The sequence below is a fragment of the Pseudoxanthomonas sacheonensis genome (assembly GCF_031455975.1).
Classification (GTDB): domain Bacteria; phylum Pseudomonadota; class Gammaproteobacteria; order Xanthomonadales; family Xanthomonadaceae; genus Pseudoxanthomonas_A; species Pseudoxanthomonas_A sacheonensis_A.
The window spans coordinates 158,550-180,339 of record NZ_JAVDTT010000005.1 but is presented as its reverse complement, the minus strand read 5'-3'; the positions used below and the strand labels follow the sequence as shown (position 1 = coordinate 180,339).

Annotated in this window: 22 protein-coding genes and 1 tRNA gene; 22 read left to right on the top strand and 1 reads right to left on the bottom strand. The window is 63.5% G+C overall.

Annotated features, from left to right (window positions below):
* Positions 1–59 precede the first annotated feature (59 nt).
* The gene (locus tag J2W94_RS16960) at positions 60–422 is read left to right on the top strand and encodes an FmdB family zinc ribbon protein (RefSeq protein ID WP_310095942.1); all 363 of its coding nucleotides are present in this window, start codon (positions 60–62) and stop codon (positions 420–422) included.
* 323 nt (positions 423–745) lie between these two features.
* Here J2W94_RS16960 and J2W94_RS16955 read toward each other — a convergent pair whose 3' ends face one another.
* Positions 746–1,657 (bottom strand): DUF3011 domain-containing protein, encoded by a 912-nt coding sequence (locus J2W94_RS16955; RefSeq protein ID WP_310095940.1) that lies wholly within the window; start codon positions 1,655–1,657, stop codon positions 746–748.
* A 152-nt stretch (positions 1,658–1,809) separates the two neighbouring features.
* On the opposite strand from J2W94_RS16955, the gene aspS reads away from it, so the two are divergent.
* From aspS to J2W94_RS16850, 21 genes are all read left to right on the top strand, one after another.
* Complete coding sequence (gene aspS, locus J2W94_RS16950) at positions 1,810–3,561, top strand: aspartate--tRNA ligase (RefSeq protein ID WP_310095938.1); 1,752 nt, start codon at positions 1,810–1,812, stop codon at positions 3,559–3,561.
* Complete coding sequence (locus J2W94_RS16945) at positions 3,558–4,085, top strand: GNAT family N-acetyltransferase (protein ID WP_310095936.1); 528 nt, start codon at positions 3,558–3,560, stop codon at positions 4,083–4,085. The genes aspS and J2W94_RS16945 overlap by 4 nt, the downstream gene beginning before the upstream one ends.
* Positions 4,086–4,100: 15 nt before the next feature.
* Entirely contained in the window at positions 4,101–4,721 is a 621-nt protein-coding gene (locus J2W94_RS16940; RefSeq protein ID WP_310095934.1) for an esterase/lipase family protein, read from the top strand.
* Positions 4,722–4,776: 55 nt separating this feature from the next.
* A complete protein-coding gene (locus J2W94_RS16935; protein WP_310095932.1) occupies positions 4,777–5,508 on the top strand; it encodes a YebC/PmpR family DNA-binding transcriptional regulator in 732 nt (243 codons plus the stop codon).
* 98 nt (positions 5,509–5,606) lie between these two features.
* Positions 5,607–6,128, top strand: a complete 522-nt coding sequence (gene ruvC, locus J2W94_RS16930; RefSeq protein ID WP_310095930.1) for a crossover junction endodeoxyribonuclease RuvC — start codon at positions 5,607–5,609, stop codon at positions 6,126–6,128.
* Entirely contained in the window at positions 6,128–6,712 is a 585-nt protein-coding gene (ruvA, locus tag J2W94_RS16925; RefSeq protein ID WP_093287062.1) for a Holliday junction branch migration protein RuvA, read from the top strand. Before ruvC ends, ruvA begins: the two co-directional genes overlap by 1 nt.
* A gap of 59 nt (positions 6,713–6,771) precedes the next feature.
* On the top strand, positions 6,772–8,694 hold the full coding sequence (locus tag J2W94_RS16920) for a potassium transporter Kup (RefSeq protein ID WP_310095927.1): 1,923 nt from the start codon (positions 6,772–6,774) through the stop codon (positions 8,692–8,694).
* A gap of 161 nt (positions 8,695–8,855) precedes the next feature.
* Positions 8,856–9,896 (top strand): Holliday junction branch migration DNA helicase RuvB, encoded by a 1,041-nt coding sequence (ruvB, locus tag J2W94_RS16915; protein WP_310095925.1) that lies wholly within the window; start codon positions 8,856–8,858, stop codon positions 9,894–9,896.
* Positions 9,886–10,326, top strand: coding sequence for a tol-pal system-associated acyl-CoA thioesterase (ybgC, locus tag J2W94_RS16910; protein WP_310095923.1), 441 nt, complete (start codon positions 9,886–9,888; stop codon positions 10,324–10,326). Before ruvB ends, ybgC begins: the two co-directional genes overlap by 11 nt.
* 75 nt (positions 10,327–10,401) lie before the next feature.
* Entirely contained in the window at positions 10,402–11,178 is a 777-nt protein-coding gene (gene tolQ / locus J2W94_RS16905) for a protein TolQ (RefSeq protein WP_310095921.1), read from the top strand.
* Between the two features lie 29 nt (positions 11,179–11,207).
* Positions 11,208–11,645, top strand: a complete 438-nt coding sequence (locus J2W94_RS16900) for an ExbD/TolR family protein (RefSeq protein ID WP_310095919.1) — start codon at positions 11,208–11,210, stop codon at positions 11,643–11,645.
* A complete protein-coding gene (gene tolA / locus J2W94_RS16895; protein ID WP_310095917.1) occupies positions 11,635–12,633 on the top strand; it encodes a cell envelope integrity protein TolA in 999 nt (332 codons plus the stop codon). Before J2W94_RS16900 ends, tolA begins: the two co-directional genes overlap by 11 nt.
* Before the next feature lie 72 nt (positions 12,634–12,705).
* Positions 12,706–14,025: a Tol-Pal system beta propeller repeat protein TolB gene (gene tolB / locus J2W94_RS16890; protein ID WP_310095916.1), complete on the top strand. Its 1,320-nt coding sequence runs from the start codon at positions 12,706–12,708 to the stop codon at positions 14,023–14,025.
* Between the two features lie 79 nt (positions 14,026–14,104).
* Positions 14,105–14,623 carry a peptidoglycan-associated lipoprotein Pal gene (gene pal, locus J2W94_RS16885; protein ID WP_310095914.1) on the top strand — a complete coding sequence of 173 codons (519 nt, stop codon included), beginning with the start codon at positions 14,105–14,107 and terminating at the stop codon, positions 14,621–14,623.
* Between the two features lie 21 nt (positions 14,624–14,644).
* The gene (gene ybgF / locus J2W94_RS16880; RefSeq protein ID WP_430540644.1) at positions 14,645–15,448 is read left to right on the top strand and encodes a tol-pal system protein YbgF; all 804 of its coding nucleotides are present in this window, start codon (positions 14,645–14,647) and stop codon (positions 15,446–15,448) included.
* Positions 15,449–15,601: 153 nt separating this feature from the next.
* The gene (gene queE, locus J2W94_RS16875; protein ID WP_310095912.1) at positions 15,602–16,282 is read left to right on the top strand and encodes a 7-carboxy-7-deazaguanine synthase QueE; all 681 of its coding nucleotides are present in this window, start codon (positions 15,602–15,604) and stop codon (positions 16,280–16,282) included.
* 117 nt (positions 16,283–16,399) lie between these two features.
* Positions 16,400–17,068 carry a 7-cyano-7-deazaguanine synthase QueC gene (queC, locus tag J2W94_RS16870; RefSeq protein WP_310095911.1) on the top strand — a complete coding sequence of 223 codons (669 nt, stop codon included), beginning with the start codon at positions 16,400–16,402 and terminating at the stop codon, positions 17,066–17,068.
* 63 nt (positions 17,069–17,131) lie between these two features.
* A tRNA-Lys gene (locus J2W94_RS16865) sits at positions 17,132–17,207 on the top strand.
* A gap of 547 nt (positions 17,208–17,754) precedes the next feature.
* Positions 17,755–18,360: a polysaccharide biosynthesis/export family protein gene (locus tag J2W94_RS16860; protein ID WP_310095909.1), complete on the top strand. Its 606-nt coding sequence runs from the start codon at positions 17,755–17,757 to the stop codon at positions 18,358–18,360.
* On the top strand, positions 18,342–19,769 hold the full coding sequence (locus tag J2W94_RS16855; protein WP_310095907.1) for a GumC family protein: 1,428 nt from the start codon (positions 18,342–18,344) through the stop codon (positions 19,767–19,769). Before J2W94_RS16860 ends, J2W94_RS16855 begins: the two co-directional genes overlap by 19 nt.
* A 561-nt stretch (positions 19,770–20,330) precedes the next feature.
* A complete protein-coding gene (locus J2W94_RS16850) occupies positions 20,331–21,779 on the top strand; it encodes an undecaprenyl-phosphate glucose phosphotransferase (RefSeq protein WP_310095905.1) in 1,449 nt (482 codons plus the stop codon).
* Positions 21,780–21,790: the final 11 nt, after the last annotated feature.

The window sequence follows — 21,790 nt, the reverse complement described above, 5'->3', positions numbered from 1 at the left end:
CTTGCTTCGCCGGCCGCCTGCCCCCAGAAACAAGCCACCGCACTCAACCGACGTCGTCCATGCCTATCTATGCTTTCCAGTGCGCCGAATGCGGCCACAGTTTCGACCGCCTGCAGAAAATGTCCGATCCGGACCCGGAAACCTGCCCGTCCTGCGGTGCGCACCAGGTCAAGCGCCAGCTGACCGCCCCTTCGTTCCGTCTGTCCGGCAGCGGCTGGTACGAGACCGATTTCAAGAAAGACGGCGACAAGAAGCGCAACCTCGTCGATGGCAGCGAAGGCGCCGGCAAGACCGAGACCAAAACAGGCGGCGACGCCAAGCCGTCGGCCGCCGAAACGGCGAGCGTACCGAAGATCGAGAGCAAGACCGAAGCCAAGCCCGCTGCGCCAGCCGCTGCGCCTTCGACTTCCTCTTCGACGTAGAGCAGATTTCTCCGGCGCACGGGAAATAAAGATCGTCATTCCCGCGAAGGCGGGAACCCAGCGACTTTCGCTTGTGCGACCAGCTCGCTATCGCAGTCTTATCAGCACGTAATTAAAGAATCGCATTTGCTCAAACCAGACCACTTCAAGCTCTGTGGAAAAAGAGCAAAGTCGCTGGGTTCCCGCCTTCGCGGGAATGACGATTAATTTTTTTGGCTTGAGGGAAGGTTTGCCTAACCGACGCCACCACCGGCATGGGGCGCATCGCCCCGATGAAAAAACGCCGCCCCATGGACGGCGTTTTTCAGAACGGCTTGCGCGGATCAGCGAGCGCCGAAGCGCGCGCGGCAGCCGCGGTCCACCCAGATCTGGTCGCCCTGATAGCCCCAGGTAGAACCTTCGCGACAACTGTTGGAGGACAGCTGTTGTATCAATACCGGACGGCCATAACGGCTGTTCCACGCGCAGGTCCTGCGACGGTTGTCTTCGCTGCTGCAGGTGACGTTGTAGCCGCTGTTGCCGCCTCCCGGATTCCAGTTGCCGCCACCGGCGCTGAACTCGGCACGGCAACCGCGGTCGACCCACACCGTGCCGTTGCGCTGGCCCCAGGTGTCGCCCTCGGTGCACCGCGCGTCCGACAGTTTGCGGGTCAGCACTGCATTGCCGCGGAAGCCGGTCGGGCATTCGCGGTAGCGGTTGTTGGCGCTCTCGCATCGCACCGTCCCTCCGACGCCGCCGCCGATCGAGCCCTGGACGAAGCGCCCACGGCAGCCACGGTCGACCCAGACCACGCCGTTGCCGCTACCCCAGTTCTGGCCTTCGATGCAACGAGTCTTAGAGAGATTCTGGCTGAGCGCGGCGCGACCGCGGAAACCGGTGTTGCAAGTGCTGCGGCGGTTGTCCTTGCTTTCGCACAAAACCGAGCCGCCTGGCGACGGTCCGGGGTTCCAGCCGCCGCCGCCCAGCGAGGTGGCGATGTCCTGCTTGATCCGGCTGAAGGTCCAGTTGGAGCGGTTGACTTGGTCCAGGTAGAAACGCAGCTGGTCGTCGGGGATGCGGCGGCCGCGCGACTGTTCCGAATATTCAATGCTGATGACCCTTTCCTGGTCCGGACGCGACAGGCTGCGCAGGTTTTCCGGCGCGTAGGCCTTGGTCTGGATCTGCGCCTGGGCCGGGGAGGGGACTGCGATGAGCAAACCGAGCACTACGAGCATGGCTGACAACGTGCGCAACATGGCAGTCTCCAAGGGCGGCAGGGATGGTGCGCGGGAATATACACCTGGCTTATTCAGGCCCGATGACGGCGCGGATTTGCCCGGGCCGGGCCACGGCCTCAAAATAGCGGGCTTTCCGGCCCTGATTGCCGGAACCGTCTTCCGGAGCCTCCATGCGTACCCATTTCTGCGGCCTCATCGATGAGGCCCTGACCGGCCAGTCCGTCACTCTGTGCGGCTGGACCGACGTCGCCCGCAACCTAGGCGGGGTCTGCTTCATCGACCTGCGCGACCACCACGGTATCGTGCAGGTGCTGGTGGAGCCGGAGCAGGTCGAAGTGTTCAAGGTCGCCGCCAGCCTGGGCTACGAGGACGTGCTGCAGGTCGAAGGCGTGGTGCGCGCGCGCCAAAGCGTCAACGACAAGCTCAAAAGCGGGCAAGTGGAAGTGGTCGCCACCCGCATCACCGTCCTCAACAAGGCGCAGCCGCTGCCGTTCCACGCCCATGAGAACGCCGGCGAGGAAACCCGCCTGAAGTACCGCTATCTGGACCTGCGCCGCCCCGAGATGCAGCGCATGATGCGCACCCGCACCAAGCTGGTCGCGGCGTTGCGGCAGTGGCTGGACGCGCGCGATTTCCAGGACATCGAAACTCCCATCCTGACCAAGGCCACTCCCGAGGGCGCGCGCGACTTCCTGGTGCCCGCACGCATGCATCCGGGCGAGTTCTACGCGCTGCCGCAATCGCCGCAGTTGTTCAAGCAGATCCTGATGGTGGCCGGCTTCGACCGCTACTACCAGATCGCGCGCTGCTTCCGCGACGAAGCGCTGCGCGCCGATCGTCAGTTGGAATTCACCCAGCTGGACATGGAGTTCGCCTTCGTCAAGGAACGCGATGTGCAGGACACCACCGAAGAGATGATCCGCACGGTATTCCGCGAAGTGATGCAGGTCGAACTGGCCGCCGAATTCCCGCGCATGACTTATGCCGAAGCGATGCGCCGCTACGGTTCGGACAAGCCCGACCTGCGCAATCCGCTGGAATTGGTCGACGTCGCGTCGTTGGTGAAGGACTGCGAGTTCAAAGTCTTCACCGACTGGGCCTCGAACCCGGAAGGCCGCGTCGCGGCGCTGCGTATTCCGGGCGGCGCGGTGCTTTCGCGCAAGCAGATCGACGATCTGGGCGCGCACGCGGCCAAGTACGGCGCCAAGGGGCTGGCCTACATCAAGCTGGGCGAGAACGGCGAAGTCTCTTCGCCCATCGCCAAGTTCTTCGCGCAAGGCCCGTTTGCTGAGCTGATCGAGGCCACGGGTCTGAAGAATGGCGACCTGGTGTTCTTCGGCGCCGGCAAATACAACACGGTCAGCGATTTCATGGGCGCGCTGCGCCTGAAGGTCGGCAAAGATTTGGGTCTGGTGGAAGACCGCTGGGCGCCATTGTGGGTCACCGACTTCCCGATGTTCGAGTGGGACGAGGAAGCGCAGCGTTACGTGGCCCTGCACCATCCCTTTACCGCGCCCGCGGTGGATGACATCACTGACTTGCGCGCCAATGCCAAGACCGCCGTGTCGCGCGGCTACGACATGGTGCTCAACGGCAACGAGATCGGCGGCGGTTCGATCCGCATCCATCGCCCGGACATGCAGAGCGCGGTGTTCGAACTGCTGGGCATCGGCGCGGAAGAAGCCGAGGCCAAGTTCGGCTTCCTGCTGGACGCGCTGAAGTACGGCGCGCCGCCGCACGGCGGCATCGCCTTCGGTATCGATCGCATCGCCGCCTTGATGGCCGGCACCGAATCGATCCGCGACGTCATCGCCTTCCCCAAGACCACGACCGCGCAATGCCTGATGACCGGCGCGCCGTCGCCGATCCCGGACGCGCAACTGGCGGAAGTGCACATCTCCGTGCGTCCGAAGCAACCGTGAGCGACGATTTCGCCATACGCCGGGCTACGCCGGACGATGCGGAGGCGATGTCGCGGATCGCCACGGATACCTTCGTCGAGACCTTCGGCGCGCTGTATCCACCCGAAGATCTTGCGTATTTCCTGCTGAACTCCTACTCGCCGGCGGCGCAGCGGGAGATGCTGGAGAAGGAGTCGGTGGCGATGTGGTTGCTCGAGCGTGACGGCGTGCCGGTAGGGCATGCCTGCGCGGGCAGCTGCGGGTTGCCGCATCCCGATGTCCGGCCGGAAGATGGCGAGCTCAAGCGGCTCTATGTGCTGCGCGAAGCCCACAACGGAGGCTGGGGATCGAAGCTGTTCGAAACCGCGCTGGAGTGGCTGGAACGGGACGGTCCGCGCACGCTGTGGATCGGCGTGTGGTCGGAGAATCTGGGTGCGCAACGGTTCTACGGACGCTACGGTTTCCATCGTGTCGGCGAATACAAATTCCCGGTAGGTAATACGCTGGACGATGAATTCATCCTGCGGCGCACGCCCATCGCCTGATCCGGGCGAACCGCCATGACCCAACGCGTCCTGCTCCTGCATGGCATCTGGAACGCCAAGGCCTGGCTCGGTCCATTGGCGGCGCGGTTGCGCGCGGTCGGCTTCGGTGTCGAGATATTCGGGTATCCCAGCGTGTTCGGTGGGCCGGAAGTGGCGATTCCGCATTTGATCGCCCGATTGCGGGACAGCGAGCCGGTGGCGTTGCTGGGCCACAGCCTGGGTGGGCTGATCGCACTGGAAGCCCTCAATCGCGAGCCGAACCTGCCGGTGACGCGGGTGGTCTGCCTGGGTTCTCCTTTGCGCGGCAGCCATGCGGCGCGCGGACTGGCGGGGCGGGTCTGGACTTCGCCGGCGCTGGGCCGTAGCGCCGGCCTGCTGCAGCGCGGATTCGAGCGATGGGAAGGCAAGCAGCAAGTGGGCATGGTCGCGGGCAATGTGCCGCATGGCTTGGGGCGCTATTTCGCCCGTTTCGAGGACCAGTCCGACGGAACGGTTGCCCTCGAGGAGACCCGCCTTCCGGGGCTGACCGACCACTGTGTGGTGGCTTCCAGCCATAGCGGGCTGGTCTTCTCCGCCGCCGCGGCCTTGCAGGCCGCGCATTTCCTGCGCGAAGGGCGATTCCAGCATCCGACGTGAGGGTTGCCGCGCCGGTATAATTCGCGGCTTAGCCAAGCAATAGTCCGGAATACCTATGGGTCGTGGACCATCCATCGAAGGCCGCAAGAACGCCACCGACGCCAAGCGCGGCAAGATCTTCACCAAGATCATCCGCGAGATCGGCGTGGCCGCGCGCGCCGGCGGCGGCGACATGGCCAACAATCCGCGCCTGCGTACGGCGGTGGATAAAGGCCTGTCGGCGAACATGTCCAAGGACGTGATCGAACGCGCCATCAAAAAAGCCACCGGCGAGCTGGAAGGCGTGGAGTTCGAGGAAATCCGCTATGAAGGCTATGCGCCCGGCGGCGTCGCCGTGATCGTCGACTGCCTGACCGACAACCGCGTGCGCACCGTGGCCGAGGTGCGCCATGCTTTCGGCAAATGCGGCGGCAACATGGGCGCCGAAGGTTCGGTCGCCTTCATGTTCCGCAAGCTGGGCGTGCTGAGTTTCGCCGCCGGCGCCGATGAAGATGCGATCACCGAAGCGGCCATCGAAGCCGGCGCCGACGATGTGGTGGTGTATCCGGAGGACGGCGCCATCGACGTGCTGACTTCGCCGGACGCATTCCTTGCGGTGAAGGAAGCGATGGAGGCCGCGGGCATCGCCGCCGACCACGCGGAGATCACGATGCGCGCCGACAACGACATCGCCGTGGAAGGCGACACCGCCCTGCAGGTGGTCAAGCTGTTGGACATGCTGGAAGACCTGGACGACGTGCAGAGCGTCTATTCCAACGCCGACCTGGGCCAGGACGCTTACGCGTAGACTCCGGCAGTGACCCGCATCCTCGGCACCCTTCGGCTTCGGCCGCTTCGCGTCCTGCGCTCAGGGCGTTCGGAAAGCCCTTCCTCCGGGATTGCTTCATGACCCGCATATTGGGGATAGATCCCGGCTCCCAGCGCACCGGCGTCGGCATCATCGATGTCGATGCGGCGGGCAAGACCACCCATGTCTACCACGCGCCGCTGCTGCTGCTGGGCGAAGGCGATTTCGCCCAGCGCCTCAAGCGCCTGCTGATGGGATTGGCGGAAGTGATGGAAACCTATCGTCCCGACGAGGTCGCCATCGAGCAGGTGTTCATGGCCCGCAATCCCGATTCGGCGTTGAAGCTGGGCCACGCGCGCGGTGCGGCGATCTGCGCGGTGGTTTTGCGCGACCTGCCCGTGCACGAGTACGCGGCCAAGGAAGTGAAATTGGCGGTGGTGGGCAAGGGCAGCGCGGACAAGGTGCAGATCCAGCACATGGTCGGCATCATGCTCAACCTCAAGGGCAAATTGCAGGCCGACGCGGCCGACGCCCTGGCCGTGGCGATCACCCACGCGCACGTGCGCGCGACGGCGAATAGACTTGGCGTCAATGTTCGCGAAGCCTGGGGAAGGAAATAATGATCGGACGTCTGCGCGGCATCCTCGCCTACAAGCAACCGCCGTGGCTGGTGATCGATGTGGGCGGGGTGGGCTATGAGCTGGAAGCGCCCATGAGCACCTTCTACGATCTGCCCGACGTCGGCCGTGAAGTGATCCTGTTCACCCACCATGCGCAGCGCGAAGACAGCGTGTCGCTGTACGGTTTCTTGCGCGAGAGCGAACGCAGGCTGTTCCGCGACGTGCAGAAAGTCAGCGGCATCGGCGCCAAGATCGCGCTAGCGGTGCTTTCGGGGGTGTCGGTGGACGAGTTCGCGCGGCAGGTGCAGACCGGCGACGTCGCCGCGCTGACGCGTATCCCTGGCATCGGCAAGAAGACCGCCGAGCGCATGGTGGTGGAATTGCGCGACCGCGTGGTCGATTTGGGCAGCAACCCACTGGGTTCGCCCAGTCTGCCCAACGATCCACAGTCCGAAGCCACCATCGCCCTGCAGCAGCTGGGCTACAAGCCGGCCGAGGCGGTGCGCATGGCGCGCGAGGCCGTAGCGCCCGGCGACGATGCCGCCATGATCATCCGCAAGGCTTTGCAATCGGCACTGCGCTGAACGCCGGTCCGGTTTCCTAGAGCTTCTCCTCACATTCCTCGCGCTACGCTTAGGCAGCCATGTCAGCTACTTCTTCTCCACAGGCCGGTCATTCCGGGGAACACGGTCATGGCAAGGCAGGCCTCGTTGCGTTGGTGGCCGGGGCCGTGGGCGTGGTGTTCGGCGACATCGGCACCAGCCCGCTCTACACCATCAAGGAAATGTTCCATCCGCATTTCGGCCTGAAGCCGGACGCGAGCACGGTGCTGGGACTGCTTTCGCTGGGTTTCTGGTCGTTGATCCTGATCGTGACGTTGAAGTATGTGATCGTGATCATGCGTGCCGACAACGAAGGCGAGGGCGGCATCATGGCCCTGACCGCGCTGGCTCAGCGCAGCCTGAAAAAAGGCTCGCGCATGAGTTATGCGGTCGGCATCCTGGGCATTTTCGGCGCCTCGCTGTTCTTCGGCGACGGCATGATCACTCCGCCCATCACCGTGCTCGGCGCGGTGGAAGGCCTGAGCGTGATTTCCGCCGGACTGACGCGGTGGGTGGTTCCGATAAGTTTGGTGATCCTGGTGGGCCTGTTCGCCTTCCAGCGTTTCGGTACGGCCAGGGTGGGCAAGATCTTCGGCCCGGTGATGATCACCTGGTTCGTGGTGCTGGCGGTGATCGGCGCGCACAACATCAGCGGTTTTCCCAGCGTGCTGCGCGCGCTGAATCCGTACTGGGCCTGGGAATTCTTCATGACCCACGACTGGCACGCGCTTTTCATTCTGGGCGCGGTGGTGCTGACCGTGACCGGCGGCGAGGCGTTGTACGCCGACATGGGCCATTTCGGCAAGAAGCCTATCCGCTGGGCCTGGTTCGGCTTCGTGCTGCCGGCATTGGTGCTGAACTATTTCGGGCAGGGGGCGGTGCTGCTGGAACATCCCGAAGCGGTTGAAAACCCGTTCTTCATGTCGATACCCGAGTGGGGGCGGATCCCGATGACGGTGCTGGCCACCGTCGCGGCGGCGATCGCCTCACAAGCCGTGATCACCGGCGCGTTCTCGGTCACCCGCCAGGCCATCCAGCTCGGTTACCTGCCGCGGCTGTCGATCAAGTACACCTCCAAGGACACCATCGGCCAGATCTATGTGCCCTCGATCAACCTGATGCTGCTGCTGGCGGTGATCGTGCTGGTGCTGGTGTTCCGCAGTTCCACCGCGTTGGCGACGGCCTACGGGCTGTCGGTCACCGGCACCATGTTGATCGATACCCTGCTACTGGCCATGGTGGCGTATACGCGCTGGCCGGATTCGCGCAAGTGGGTCTTGCCGCTGTGCGCGTTGTTCCTGCTGATCGACCTGGCGTTCCTGATCGCCAACGGGGCCAAGCTGTTCTCGGGCATCGGCGCCTGGGTGCCGCTGTTCATCGGCATCGTGGCGTTCCTGTTGATGCGCACCTGGCGCCGCGGCCGCGAACTGCTGCATGCCGAGGTGCAGAAGGAGGGCATCAAGCTGGACAGCTTCCTGCCCGGTCTGATGCTGGCTCCGCCGACCCGGGTGCCCGGCACCGCGATCTTCATGACCGCCGACCAGGGCGTGGTGCCGCACGCCTTGCTGCACAATCTCAAGCACAACAAGGTGCTGCACGAACGCAATGTTTTCCTGACCGTGGAAACGCTCAACGTGCCGCATGCGCCCAAGGAAAAACGCCTGAAGATGTACGCCATCGGCGACGATTTCTATCGCGTGGTGATCAGCTATGGCTTCACCGAGACGCCGGACGTGCCGCAATCGCTGATGGGGTCCTGCGACAAGGGCGGCATCTACTTCGACCCGATGGAGACCACTTATTTCGCCAGCCGCGAAACCATCGTCGCCAGCGCCCACCGCGGGATGCCGGTCTGGCGCGACAAGCTGTTCGCGGTCATGCACCGGAATGCGGCGCCGGCGACCGGGTTCTTCCGTATTCCCGGCAACAGGCTGGTGGAATTAGGTGCGCAGGTAGAGATTTGAGGACAGACCCCCGCCCGTCATCCCAGCGAAAGCTGGGATCCATTTTGCCCCTGCCTTTGATAGGGGCCGAAAAGCAACCGCACAATCAAGATGGATCCCAGCTTTCGCTGGGATGACGATCGAAAGGCCTTGAGCTTTCCCGCTTCCCGCATAATGCCCGCATGACCGAAGACCGCATCCTCACCGCCGCGGCCACCCGCGAAGACGACGTACTGGAAGCCAGCATCAGGCCCCGGAAGCTGGACGAATACCTGGGACAGAAGCCAGTCCGCGACCAGCTTTCGATCTACATCGAGGCCGCTCGGGGCCGTGGCGAAGCCATGGACCATGTGCTGATCTTCGGGCCGCCGGGCCTGGGCAAGACCACGCTCAGCCACGTCATCGCCAACGAATTGGGCGTCAATCTGCGCGTCACTTCCGGCCCGGTGATCGAGAAGGCCGGCGATCTGGCCGCGCTGCTGACCAATCTGCAACCGCACGACGTGCTCTTCATCGACGAGATCCACCGTCTCTCGCCGGTGGTGGAAGAAGTGCTGTATCCGGCGATGGAGGATTTCCAGATCGACATCATGATCGGCGACGGTCCGGCTGCGCGTTCGATCAAGCTGGACCTGCCGCCGTTCACCCTGATCGGCGCCACCACCCGCGCGGGGCTGCTCACCGCGCCCTTGCGCGACCGTTTCGGCATCGTGCAGAGGCTGGAGTTCTACAACGTGCAGGAACTGACCCAGATCGTGCGGCGCTCGGCGAAGATCCTCAACATCGATTGCGTGGCCGAAGGGGCGGCGGAGATCGCCAACCGTTCGCGGGGCACTCCGCGCATCGCCAACCGCCTGCTCCGCCGTGTGCGCGATTTCGCCCAGGTCAGGGCGCAGGGCCATATCGACCACGAGGTGGCCAAGGCGGCGATGGTCATGTTGAACGTCGATCCGGAAGGCTTCGACGAACTCGATCGCCGCCTGCTGCGGTTGATCATCGAGAACTTCGACGGCGGCCCGGTCGGGGTGGAATCGGTGGCGGCCGCCTTGTCGGAAGAGCGGGGCACGCTGGAAGACGTGATCGAGCCCTACCTCATCCAGCAGGGTTTCCTGGTACGCACCGCACGTGGCCGTATGGCTACGCCCAAAGCCTACCGGCATCTGGGTTTGAAGCCCCTCAAGCCGGGTCCGGATCTGTTCGTGGAGAACGACGATGCGGGCTGATTCGCAGGCCGGCGACCTGCGGTTCAGTTGGCCGACACGCGTGTATTGGGAAGATACCGACGCAGGTGGCGTGGTCTACCACGCGCAGTACGTTGCTTTCCTGGAACGCGCACGCACCGAATGGCTGCGTTTCCGCGGTCACGGTCAGGAACAATTGCGCCACGATCACGACCTGGTCTTCGCGGTCCGCGCGATGCAATTGGACTTCCTGCGCCCGGCGCGGCTGGACGATCTGCTGACCGTTACCGTAGAAATCCGCGCCTGCAAGCGGGCCAGCGTTGTGTTCACGCAATCCATCCTGCGTGGCGATGAGGTGCTGCTAACCGCCGAAGTGCGGGTTGCGGTGCTGACCGCGAGCGGTTTCAGACCCAAAGCCGCACCCGATGCGTTGTACGAAGAATTCAAGGCGCTGGAAGTGCCCAACACCTGATGTGCCGCCCCTGACTTGCCGAACGTGTTGCCCAGCTAGACCCACCCCCGAATCGGAAATTTGAGGAAATACCGGATGATTGCACTGCTCCTGGCCCTGCAGGAAACCGTGGTTGAAGCCCTGCCCGAAGACGTCGCCAGCGCCGCTGCGCAGGCGACCGCCGAGGCCACCCACAGCAGCATCAACTACCTCGACCTGATGATCAAAGCCAGCCTGCCGGTGAAACTGATCGTGCTGCTGCTGCTGGTCGGATCGCTGATCAGCTGGGTCATCATCTTCCGCAAGGCGCGCATCTTCAGTCGCGCCAACCGCGATGCGGACGAATTCGAAGGCCGGTTCTGGTCCGGCGCCGATCTCAACAAGCTGTACTCGGCCGCGGTCGACCGCAACCGCGTGGTGACTGGGCTGGAAGCGGTGTTCGAGGCCGGATTCCGCGAATTCGCCCGTTTGCGCGACAAACGCAAGCTCGACAGCCGCGCGCAGCTCGAAGGCGCGCAGGGCGCCATGCGTGTGGCCTATACCCGCGAAATCGACAAGCTGGAACGCAATCTGGAGCTGCTTGCCAACATAGGCTCGACCGCGCCGTACGTGGGTTTGGTCGGCACCGTGTTCGGCATCATGGTGACCATGCACGACATGCTCAACAGCGGCGAACAGGCCGGCATCGCCGCGGTGGCGCCGGGCATTTCCGAAGCCTTGTTCGCCACCGCCATCGGCCTGTTCGTGGCCATTCCCGCGGTGTGGGCCTACAACCGCTACACCACCCGGGTGGAACGTCTTTCCGTGCGATACGAATCCTTCGCCGAGGAATTCAGTTCCATCCTGCAACGCCAAACCCCATCCGAAGAATGACACGCCATCCATAGAGCCGGGAGTCCGCCATGGCCACCGCCATTTTTCGTCGCAAGCGCCGCAAGCTCAAATCCGAGATCAACGTCGTTCCCTATATCGACGTGATGCTGGTGCTGCTGATCATCTTCATGGTCACCGCGCCGCTGCTCACCCTCAGCGTCGATGTCACCCTGCCCAAGGCCAATGCCAAGGCGGTGGACAGCAAGGAAGATCCCATCGTCGTGGTGGCTTATCCCGACGGTCGCATGGGGCTGAAGCTGCCGGACGCGGAGATCGAGGTATTGGATACCGCTGCTTTCGAAGCCAAGCTGGCGCCCATCGTCGCCCAGCAGGGCGGCGAGATGCGGGTAATGGTCGCTGCGGAAGGCAATGCGCCGTACCAGGTGGTGCTGACCGCCATGGACGTGCTGAAAAAAGCGAAAGTGAAGAATGTCAGCCTGTTGACCGAATCCGGTAATGCACGCTGAGGTTGCCCCGCGTAGTGCGGTCTTGCCTGAGGACGGTTACGGAAAGGCCGTCGCCTATGCCATCGGCCTGCATGTTCTGCTGGCCTTGCTGCTCTGGTTCTCGTCCTGGTTCACCTGGAATCACGAATCGTCTTCCGCCGCCGGCTTGCCGGTGATGGATGCTTCGCTGGACGCTTCGGCCGCCGATATCCGTGCCGCCGAGCGCGCCCTGCAGCACGTGCCAGAACCGCTGCCGCAGCCGGTCGAAGAGGTGGCGGAAGAAGAGACGGTGCCGCCGCCGCAGCCGATCCTCGAGCAGCGTCCGCAGGATTCTCCTACGCCGCAGCAGCAGGTGGCGCAGGAACGCATTCCCGTTCCCGACACCCAGGACCAGGACGAAGCCAGCCGCCTGGCGCTTTCGCAGGAAAAGGCCTTGCGCGAGCAGGAAGAGAAGCGTCGCCAGGAGCAGATCGACCTGACCGAACAGAAGCGGGTGGAAGAAGCGCAGAAGCAGCAACGTCTTGCCAAACAGCAGGAAGAGTTGGACAAGCAGAATCAGCTCGCAGAGATCCGGCGCCAGCGCGCAGAGCTTGAGCGGCAGAAGAAGCTGGCAGAGCAGAAACTTCGTCAGATAGCCGAAGCGCGCGCGCAAAGCGCTACTTCGGCCAATACCGCGCAATACGGCGCCGCTCAGTCTGCGCCGGCCGGCAACAATGGTGTGGACGATGGCCTGTTGGCCAAATACATCGCAGCCATCCAGCAGGAGGTCAGCGGCCAGTGGACCCGGCCGGAGTCGGTGCCGCTGGGCACGCGTTGCCGCGTCGTCATCAAGCAGCTTCCCGGCGGGCAGGTGATGAGCGCCGAGGTACAGCCAGGGTGCGCCATGGACCAGGCCGGCCAGGATTCGCTGGAGCGCGCGGTCCTGAAAGCGCAGCCGTTGCCCTACCGGGGCTTCGAAAGCGTGTTCAACCGGACCCTGAACTTCAATTTCACAGCCCAGGACCGATAGTCCCGTTCACGATTGCGAAAACATTCACGTTCGGGCTGCTATCCCTCTCCCACCCCAAATTTCGATGTGCCCATGAAAACACTGCCGTACTGGCTAGCCGTACTCGCGCTCCTGATCTTGCCGTTCGCCGCCTCGGCGCAGCAGCAGGGCCTGGAAATCGACATCGTCGGCGGCAACGCCTCCGCGTTGCCGATCACCGTGGTCCCAATGCCTTACCAGGGCTCGACGGCGGCGCCGGGGACCGATGTGGCATCGGTGGTGCGCGCGGACCTGGAGCGCTCCGGCGCCTTCCGCGCGTTGCCTGAGGCCAGCATCGTCGAACGTCCGACCCGCGGCGGCGAAGTGCAGTACCCGACTTGGCGCGCGCTGAAGCAGGATTACCTGGTGGTCGGCCGGGTGGTCGATGCCGGCGCCGGCAGCTACCGGGTGGAGTACGAACTGTTCGACGTGGCCAAACAGGAACGCCTGCTGGGCCTGGCCCTGACCGCCCGTTCCAACGCCATGCGCGATGTCGCCCACCAGATGGCCGACGCCATCTACGAGAAGATCCTGGGCATACGCGGCGCGTTCTGGACCCGCATCGCCTATATCACCCAGACCGGACTCGGCAAGCAGGCGCGCTATGCGCTGATGGTCGCCGATTCGGACGGCTTCAATCCGCAGACCGTGGTCCGCTCCGCCGAACCGCTGCTGTCGCCTTCGTGGAGCCCGGACGGCAGCAAGCTGGCCTACGTGAGCTTCGAGCGCGGCAATTCCTCGATCTACATCCAGAACATCTCCACCGGTGCTCGCGAACTGGTGACCAGCTTCCGCGGCATCAACGGCGCCCCGACGTTTTCGCCGGACGGCCGTCGTCTCGCACTGACACTGTCGCGCAGCGGCAATCCCGAGATCTATGTGATGGACCTCGGCAGCAAGCAGCTGACCCAGCTCACCAATCAATTCGGCATCGATACGGAACCGACCTGGAGCGCGGACGGTTCCACCATCTATTTCACCTCCGATCGCGGCGGCCGCCCGCAGATCTATCGGGTGGCTTCCAGTGGCGGCAGCGCCTCGCGGGTCACCTTCCAGGGCAACTACAACGCCACCGCCACCGTGTCCTACGACGACAAGAAGATCGCCGTGGCCCAGGGCAGCGGCAACAATTACCGCATCGCGATGATGGACAGCAGTTTGGGCTCCCCGCGCTGGACCACGCTGTCGCCGGGTTCGCTGGACGAATCGCCGAGCTTCGCGCCCAACGCCAGCATGGTGCTTTACGCCGCCCGCGAAGGCCGTCGAGGTGTGCTCTACGCCGTATCGGCCGACGCCCGCGTGCGCCAACGGCTGGTTCTGGCCGATGGCGACGTGCGCGAGCCGGCTTGGTCCCCTTACCGCTCGCCGCGCTGATACCCTCCGTCGAAACCGGTTCCACTGTTAATATTACGAACCAAGCCTTCCACCCCGCGCCAAGCCCGAGGAACCCCCGATGAAGAACACCACCCGCGTTGTACTGATCTCCCTCCTTTCCGTTGCAGTCCTGGCCGGCTGCAAAAAGACCGTCAAGGAAACCCCGCCCGCCGACACCGGCGCCGGCACTACTGCTCCGGTAACCGACACCACCACCACTGCGGGCGCCTACGGTCCGAACGACCTGGATACCGACGCCTGCCTGCGTCAGCGCGTGGTCTACTTCGACCTGGACCAGGATGCCCTGAAGCCGGAATTCCAGGCCATCATCGGCTGCCACGCCAAGTACCTGCGCGACCGCCCGTCCTCGCGCATGAACCTGGAAGGCAACGCCGACGAGCGCGGCAGCCGCGAATACAACCTGGGTCTGGGCGAACGCCGCGGCAATGCCGTGTCCTCGGCCCTGCAGGCGCAGGGCGGCTCCGGCAGCCAGATCTCGGTGGTCAGCTATGGCGAAGAGCGTCCGGTCTGCACCGAGTCCAACGAGGATTGCTGGGCCCGTAACCGTCGCGTCGAAATCGTCTACACGGCCAAGTAAGCGCAAGACGGAAGCACGTAAGTGAAGCGACTCCTGATCAGTACGATCATCGCGGCGGCCTTGATGGCCGCCGCACCTGTTCATGCCCAGCGCCAGAGCCTGGCCGATCGCGTGGCGGCTCTGGAGACGAAAGCCGCCAACGATCGCGGCAACACCGACCTGTTGAATCAGATGGCGCAGCTGCGTACCGAACTGCAGCAGATGCGCGCGTTGGTCGAGCAATTGCAGAACGAGAACGAGCAACTCAAGCAGACCAGCAAGGACCAGTACCTGGATCTGGACGGCCGCTTGAACCGTATCGAAGGGGGAGCCGCTCCCGCAGTACCGGCGCCGACTTCACCGCCAGTCGCGCCTCCCGCCACCGGCGCAGTCGCGCCGGCGACGGAGCGGGCGCCATCGGTGCATGGCGATGTCGGAGCTATGGCCCAGTCCGGCGACGAGCGTGCGGCCTACAACGTCGCCTTCGATGCATTGAAGGGCGGCAACTACGCCGATGCGGCGCAGCTGTTCCTCAGTTTCCTCGAGCTGTATCCGAACGGCGCCTACACTCCTAACGCGCTGTACTGGCTCGGCGAAAGCTACTACGTTACTCAGAACTATCAGCTGGCCGCGCAGCAGTTCCGCACCCTGTTGGAGCGTTACCCGACCCACGACAAGGCATCCGGTTCGCTGCTCAAGCTTGGCCTTTCCGAATACGGTCTGGGCAAGGTCGACGAAGCCGAGCGCACCTTGAACGATGTGGTCACCCGTTATCCCGGCACCGACGTCGCCCGGACCGCCGACGATCGGCTGAAATCCATGCAACTGGGCCGCAGCATCCGCTGACGTTTCTCCTTCTCCCACCGGGAGAAGGTGCCCGTAGGGCGGATGAGGGCGAGAGAATGACGTGTCACATAACGTCCATTACGATCTGAAAGTCCGCGCCCTCATCCGGCGCTACGCGCCACCTTCTCCCGGTGGGAGAAGGAAGCAAGCCTCATGAACGCCGCCGTTCCCAGCGATATCGTCCAGTCCACCACGGACCGCCTGAAGATCACCGAGATTTTCCTGTCCCTGCAGGGGGAAGCTGCCAGCGTGGGTTGGCCCACCGTGTTCGTGCGCCTTACCGGCTGCCCGTTGCGCTGCCAGTACTGCGATACCGCTTATGCCTTCCATGGCGGCGACTGGTGGGATATCGCCGATATCGTGGCTGAAGTGGCCAAGCACGGCGTGCGCCATGTCTGCGTCACCGGTGGCGAGCCGCTGTCCCAGAAGCGTTGCCTGATCCTGCTGCGCGCGCTTTGCGATGCGGGCTACGACGTTTCGCTGGAGACTTCCGGCGCGATCGATATCGCCGACGTCGATCCGCGCGTTTCCCGGGTATTGGACATCAAGACCCCAGCTTCGGCCGAAGTCGCGCGCAACCGCTGGGAGAACCTGCCGTTGCTCACCGCGCGCGATCAGGTCAAATTCGTGTTGTGCGGACGCGACGACTACGAATGGGCGCGCGACATCGTTTCGACGCACAAGCTGAGCGAACGCTGCGATGTGCTGTTTTCCCCGAGCAAATCGGAACTGTCCCCGCGCGACCTGGCCGACTGGATCGTCGCCGACCGCCTGCCGGTGCGCTTCCAGATGCAGCTGCACAAGCTGCTGTGGAACGACGAACCGGGGCGCTGATACTCTTGCCGTCGTTGCTGGGCGGCGACCCGGACCCACGGCTCCGATAAAATACCGAGTCTTGGATCGATGGCCGCGGCTTACGCGGACCCCACCGTCACGTACCCGGAAACGCACATGAAAAACGCAGTCGTCCTCGTCTCCGGCGGCATGGATTCCGCCGTCGTCCTCGCCCTTGCGCGCGAGGAAGGCTTTTCCGCCTACGCGCTCAGCGTGAGCTACGGCCAGCGTCATACTTCCGAACTGCAGGCGGCCGACCGCGTCTCGCAGGCGCTGGGCGCAGTTGCGCACAAGACCGTCAATGTCGACCTGCGGTCCATCGGGGGTTCCGCCTTGACCGACGCCGACATCGAAGTGCCCGAAGCGGGCGGCGCGGGTATCCCGGTCACCTACGTGCCGGCGCGCAACACCATCATGTTGTCGGTAGCGCTGGGCTGGGCCGAAGTACTGGGCGCAACCGACATCTTCTGCGGCGTCAACGCAGTGGATTACTCGGGCTATCCCGATTGCAGGCCCGAGTTCATCGCGGCGTTCGAGAGCCTGGCCAACCTGGCCACCAAGGCCGGGGTGGAAGGCGCGGGCCTGCGCATCCGCGCGCCGTTGCTGAAGATGAGCAAGGCCGACATCGTGCGCGAGGGCGTCCGCCTGAGCGTGGACTTCGGCCAGACGGTTTCCTGCTACCGCGCCGACGCCCAGGGCCGCGCCTGCGGCCACTGCGATGCCTGCCGCCTGCGCGCGGCCGGCTTCGCCGATGCCGGAGTGCCGGACCCCACGCATTACGCCTGATTTCTCAGCGGGCGCCCGGTGCGCTAGAATGTGTCCCCCGGCGCAATGCCGGGGGTTTCATGTGGGCCGTTAGCTCAGTTGGTAGAGCAGAAGACTTTTAATCTTTTGGTCGATGGTTCGAATCCATCACGGCCCACCATCTGCGTCAATCCTCTGCGGAATTTCCCGACTCTTGAAAAGTCGGCAGGCGCGATCCCGGGAGTCTTCTCGAATCGAAGGTCCGTCGTACCGATGCCTCATCTTCGATGTGAACCATTGCCGTATAGCTGCGCTTTTTAAGCGAATGGAATTCACAAACCAACGAGCAAAATGAATTCCAGCTGGTGCAGGGGCGCTGCCTTTCACGGCGCCTTCGCAACAGCGTGCCAACAATGATTTACGGTGGGATCGTTGGTCGTGGCCTGGGTGTACTGCGGGTCCGGAATTCATGGCGGGTTTGAACTCGGCCGTGATAGTCCTATATCGTTGGGTCGTAATGGAGAAGATCGACTGGCGCATGCCAGCGCGGCTGCGGAACATGATTGATCAATACCGCCAGGGTTGGGCAAGTTGCCGGCGTTAGTCAGGCCGGCCATTGAATACGTTGGCCCCGAATCCAGAGGTGGCATGTGAGCAGAATCGATCGAGCGGTTGGAGTGGTGTTGTTTTGTCTGCTGGCGCTGTGCGCGTGCAGTAGCCGTGCGCCCATGCGCGATCTGCCGCCGGCCGATCCGGTAGGGCAGGCGCTTGGACGGCCCGAATACCGGCTGGGCCCGGGCGATTTGGTCAAGCTGCAGGTGTTCCAGCTCCCCGACCTGGACCGTGAAGTGCGGGTCGACAATGCCGGCCGGATCACCTTGCCGCTGATAGGCGCGGTGGACGCGGCTGGCTCCAGTATCAGTCAGATAGAAAGCCAGGTGGCTTCGCGCTATCGGGACCGCTATCTGCAGAATCCGCAAGTGACCCTGTCCTTGCTGCAATCGCCCAACCAGCAGGTCACGGTCGGTGGCGCGGTGGAGCAGACCGGGATCTACCCGATGGGCGCGCCCTACCTGACCCTGCAGCAGGCGGTCGCACTGGCCAAGGGCGTCAGCAACGTCGCCGACCGGCGCAACGTCATCGTCTTCCGCACCGTCAACGGCGAACGCGTATTCGCCAGGTTCGACCTGGTGCAGATCCAGCAGGGGAAACTCAAGGATCCGGATATCTATGGCGGCGACATCGTCATTGTCGATCGCTCCGGCGCTCAGTTGCTGCTACGGACTTTGATCGAACTCACTCCTTTCGTCGGCGTATGGCGGGCCTACCGATGAGAACCGACGCACGTAACGATTTCCGACATGCCGATGTCCACGACGGGCCGGCCGGCAGCAGCTTGGGAGAATATGCGTATGCCTTGCTGCGCAGTTGGTGGTTGATCCTGCTCATCGCCGCATTGGTGGTAGGAGCGGCGCTGGCGGCGACTCTGATGATGACGCCGCAGTACCGGGCCACCACTACGCTGCAGATCGAGCGCGAAGCGATGAAAGTGGTGGAAATGGAGGACTTGATCCCCAGCGAATCGCCGATGGATCGCGATTTCTACCAGACCCAGTACGAGTTGCTGATGAGCCGTTCCCTGGCCAGGCGGGTGATCGCCAAGGCCGGCTTGGCCGACCATCCGGTCTACCGGGAACAGGTAGAGGCGGCGTTGGCGAAGCTCGGACCGGCAGCGCAAGGCCAGCCCGCGGCGGCGTCGCGACGCTTAGCGATCGAGCGCGCGCTTACCGATAGCGTGCTGGCTTCGCTGGAAGTCGAACCGGTGCGCCAATCGCGCCTGGTCAAAGTGCATTTCGATTCGCCCGACCCGGAATTGTCGGCACGGGTAGCCAACACCTACGCCAGCGAGTTTATCGCCAGCGGCCTGGAGCACCGGTTGCAGGCGTCGTCTTTCGCCACCAAGTATCTTTCGGAACGGCTCACCCAGATCAAGCAGCGCCTGCAGGACTCGGAGAAGAAATTCGTGGACTTCGCGGGTCAGGAAAAGATCGTCTCGGTGGGCGAAGACAAGCCATCGCTGCCGGCTCAGAACCTCGAGGAACTCAATGCTCTGCTTGCGTCGGCTCAGGACGCGCGGATCAAGAGCGAAGCGGCCTGGCGCCAGGCCAGGTACGGCAGCGGCCTGGCTTTGCCGCAGGTCGTCTCCAACCCGCTGATCCAGAATCTGATGCAGACGCGCGCCCAGCTTTCCGCCGAATACCAGCAGAAGCTTTCGACCTTCAAGCCGGATTACCCGGAGATGCTGCGCCTGAACAGCCAGATGAGCGAGGTCGGCCGGCAGATCAACACCCAGATCGCCAATATTCGCGATTCCATCAAGGCGCAATACGACGCGGCCAGCACGCAAGAGCAGATGCTGGAAGCGCGCATAGAACAGCTTAAGGGCGACGAGCTGGACCTGCAGGACCGCAGCATCCGCTACAACATGTTCAAGCGCGAAGTGGACACCAACCGGCAGCTCTACGATGGCCTGCTGCAGCGCTTCAAGGAAATCGGCGTGGCCGGCAACGTAGGGGCCAACAATGTTTCGGTGGTGGATACGGCCGACGCGCCCAGCGCGCCGAGTTCGCCGCGGCTGGCGTTCAATCTGGCGCTGGCAGCGATCTTCGGCCTGTTCGCCGGCGTGGTTGCCGCCTTGTTGTTGCATGCGATGCGCTCGTCTCGAGAAACGAGTTCGCGGTAGTTGGATCGCCACGACCGTTCGTCGGAAACGCTCGCTGCGGAGTTTTTTGTTATGGGTACGACGCGCGGCGAATGCATGGCCCCGCGTCGGTTCGTCTCAGAGCGATTCGCTATTTCTCGTGTGATCCAAATCACGGGTTCGTCCGCGATTGGAAAATTTTTGCGAAATCTGTCGCGTTTACTTAGCTGACTTACCTGTACGGAAACATTCAAGCTCACAACCGATTCAGAAGATCTTCGATAATTTGCCGACCCTCAAGAACTAAGCGCATATGCACGCGGCCTTCACAATTTGATGCTATGTTGCAGTGCAACGAAAACGATTTCCCCGCGGTAGAAACAGCCTTTTGCCCCATAAGTCCGCTTTCCTTATTCGAGGTGCCTGAAATCTTCCAATCAGCAAGGACGCTGCTTCTTCCAACCAGTAAGTGAGGCTTGTCGTTCGCCTGGGGTCGGCGCTGGAGGGCGCCGGTAAAGGCATCGGCAAGATGATTAACAGCACGGCTCGCGTCCGACGTCCCCCCGCGTCGAACCGCACCGGGCATGTTAGGGAATACTCAAGATGCTCCTGGCAAATCTGAGCGCCGATACGTCGGCATCGTCTCCCCGTTTGTTGTCGAAGTACTCCGCCGCCGCCGATCTCTGTCTGCGGGCCGCGGATCTAGCGGTGGTCCTGGTTTCAGCGCTGGTCGCTTATCGCTTGTGTTTCGATGCCTGGGTGCCTGCCATCGGATACCGCATCCCGATCAGCACTTCGATCCTGTTCGCGGCCCTGTGCTTCAACGCATTCCCGCTGTATCGCAGCTGGCGCGGCCGTGCGGTGCTGCGTGAGGTATGGATGCTGGGCCTGGCCTGGACCGGCGTGTTGGCGCTGATCTCGGCGCACACCTGGATGCTGGATCTGGGCCTGCACACTTCGCTGCTGTGGCTGGGCCTGTGGTACGCGATCGGATTCGCGCTGCTCGGCTTTTCGCGCTTCGTGGTGCGCGGCGTACTCAGCTGGATGCGTAGCCTGGGTATCGACGTGCGCCGGGTGGTCGTAGTGGGCATGCGCCCGCCGGTGGTCAGGATCCATCGTTATCTGAATCAGAACGCATGGGTCGGCATGCAGATCGTCGGCTATTTCAGCACCCGCGACGACATCAGCATCGCCGACAGCACCGACTTGCATTGCCTGGGCACGGTGGAACAGCTGCCGGCATTCCTAACCGGGGACAGCATCGAGGAAGTATGGATTTCGCTGCCCATGGGCAAACTGGGGCGGATCAAGTCGGTACTGGCGATGCTGGACAAGACGCCGGTCAAGGTGAAGCTGATTCCCGACATTTCCGATCTCGCCGCGCTCAACCAGTCCAGCGAACAGGTCGGCAGCGTGCCGGTGATCAACCTGCGCCAGGGCAGCGACGCGCCGAACAATGCGTTCTTCCTGACCAAAGCGATGATGGACCGCGCGCTCGCGTTGGTCGCACTGCTGTTGTTGTCGCCGCTCATGCTGGGCATCGCGGTCGCGGTGAAGCTCAGCTCGCCCGGTCCGGTGCTATTCCGACAGAAACGCCATGGGCGCGCCGGCAGGGAATTCTCCATGCTCAAGTTCCGCTCGATGCGCACCGATCAAGAGACGGGCGCCGAGGTCAAGCAGGCGACACGCAGCGATCCGCGGGTGACGCCGCTGGGCGCGTTCCTGAGACGCACCAGCCTGGACGAATTGCCGCAGCTGTTCAACGTGCTCAACGGCAGCATGTCCCTGGTCGGGCCGCGCCCGCACGCGATCCAGCACAACAGCTACTACGGGATGCTGATCGACCGCTACATGCAGCGGCACTACGTCAAGCCCGGGATCACGGGCTGGGCGCAGGTCAACGGTTTTCGTGGAGAAACGCCGATGCTGCGCGACATGAAGAAGCGCGTGCAGTACGACATGGACTACATACGCCGATGGTCGCCGTGGCTGGACATGAAGATCATGGCCCTGACGGTGGTGAAGGTCCTCGGCCAGAAACAGGCGTACTGAAGTGGCGACGT

What these genes read in the sequence shown, in the direction of transcription:
- J2W94_RS16960 (WP_310095942.1), top strand. Translation starts at nt 60, where the DNA reads ATGCCTATCTATGCTTTCCAGTGCGCCGAATGCGGCCACAGTTTCGAC.
- J2W94_RS16955 (WP_310095940.1), bottom strand. Translation starts at nt 1,657, where the DNA reads ATGTTGCGCACGTTGTCAGCCATGCTCGTAGTGCTCGGTTTGCTCATC.
- aspS (WP_310095938.1), top strand. Translation starts at nt 1,810, where the DNA reads ATGCGTACCCATTTCTGCGGCCTCATCGATGAGGCCCTGACCGGCCAG.
- J2W94_RS16940 (WP_310095934.1), top strand. Translation starts at nt 4,101, where the DNA reads ATGACCCAACGCGTCCTGCTCCTGCATGGCATCTGGAACGCCAAGGCC.
- J2W94_RS16935 (WP_310095932.1), top strand. Translation starts at nt 4,777, where the DNA reads ATGGGTCGTGGACCATCCATCGAAGGCCGCAAGAACGCCACCGACGCC.
- ruvC (WP_310095930.1), top strand. Translation starts at nt 5,607, where the DNA reads ATGACCCGCATATTGGGGATAGATCCCGGCTCCCAGCGCACCGGCGTC.
- ruvA (WP_093287062.1), top strand. Translation starts at nt 6,128, where the DNA reads ATGATCGGACGTCTGCGCGGCATCCTCGCCTACAAGCAACCGCCGTGG.
- J2W94_RS16920 (WP_310095927.1), top strand. Translation starts at nt 6,772, where the DNA reads ATGTCAGCTACTTCTTCTCCACAGGCCGGTCATTCCGGGGAACACGGT.
- ruvB (WP_310095925.1), top strand. Translation starts at nt 8,856, where the DNA reads ATGACCGAAGACCGCATCCTCACCGCCGCGGCCACCCGCGAAGACGAC.
- ybgC (WP_310095923.1), top strand. Translation starts at nt 9,886, where the DNA reads ATGCGGGCTGATTCGCAGGCCGGCGACCTGCGGTTCAGTTGGCCGACA.
- tolQ (WP_310095921.1), top strand. Translation starts at nt 10,402, where the DNA reads ATGATTGCACTGCTCCTGGCCCTGCAGGAAACCGTGGTTGAAGCCCTG.
- J2W94_RS16900 (WP_310095919.1), top strand. Translation starts at nt 11,208, where the DNA reads ATGGCCACCGCCATTTTTCGTCGCAAGCGCCGCAAGCTCAAATCCGAG.
- tolA (WP_310095917.1), top strand. Translation starts at nt 11,635, where the DNA reads ATGCACGCTGAGGTTGCCCCGCGTAGTGCGGTCTTGCCTGAGGACGGT.
- tolB (WP_310095916.1), top strand. Translation starts at nt 12,706, where the DNA reads ATGAAAACACTGCCGTACTGGCTAGCCGTACTCGCGCTCCTGATCTTG.
- pal (WP_310095914.1), top strand. Translation starts at nt 14,105, where the DNA reads ATGAAGAACACCACCCGCGTTGTACTGATCTCCCTCCTTTCCGTTGCA.
- queE (WP_310095912.1), top strand. Translation starts at nt 15,602, where the DNA reads ATGAACGCCGCCGTTCCCAGCGATATCGTCCAGTCCACCACGGACCGC.
- queC (WP_310095911.1), top strand. Translation starts at nt 16,400, where the DNA reads ATGAAAAACGCAGTCGTCCTCGTCTCCGGCGGCATGGATTCCGCCGTC.
- J2W94_RS16860 (WP_310095909.1), top strand. Translation starts at nt 17,755, where the DNA reads ATGCGCGATCTGCCGCCGGCCGATCCGGTAGGGCAGGCGCTTGGACGG.
- J2W94_RS16855 (WP_310095907.1), top strand. Translation starts at nt 18,342, where the DNA reads ATGGCGGGCCTACCGATGAGAACCGACGCACGTAACGATTTCCGACAT.
- J2W94_RS16850 (WP_310095905.1), top strand. Translation starts at nt 20,331, where the DNA reads ATGCTCCTGGCAAATCTGAGCGCCGATACGTCGGCATCGTCTCCCCGT.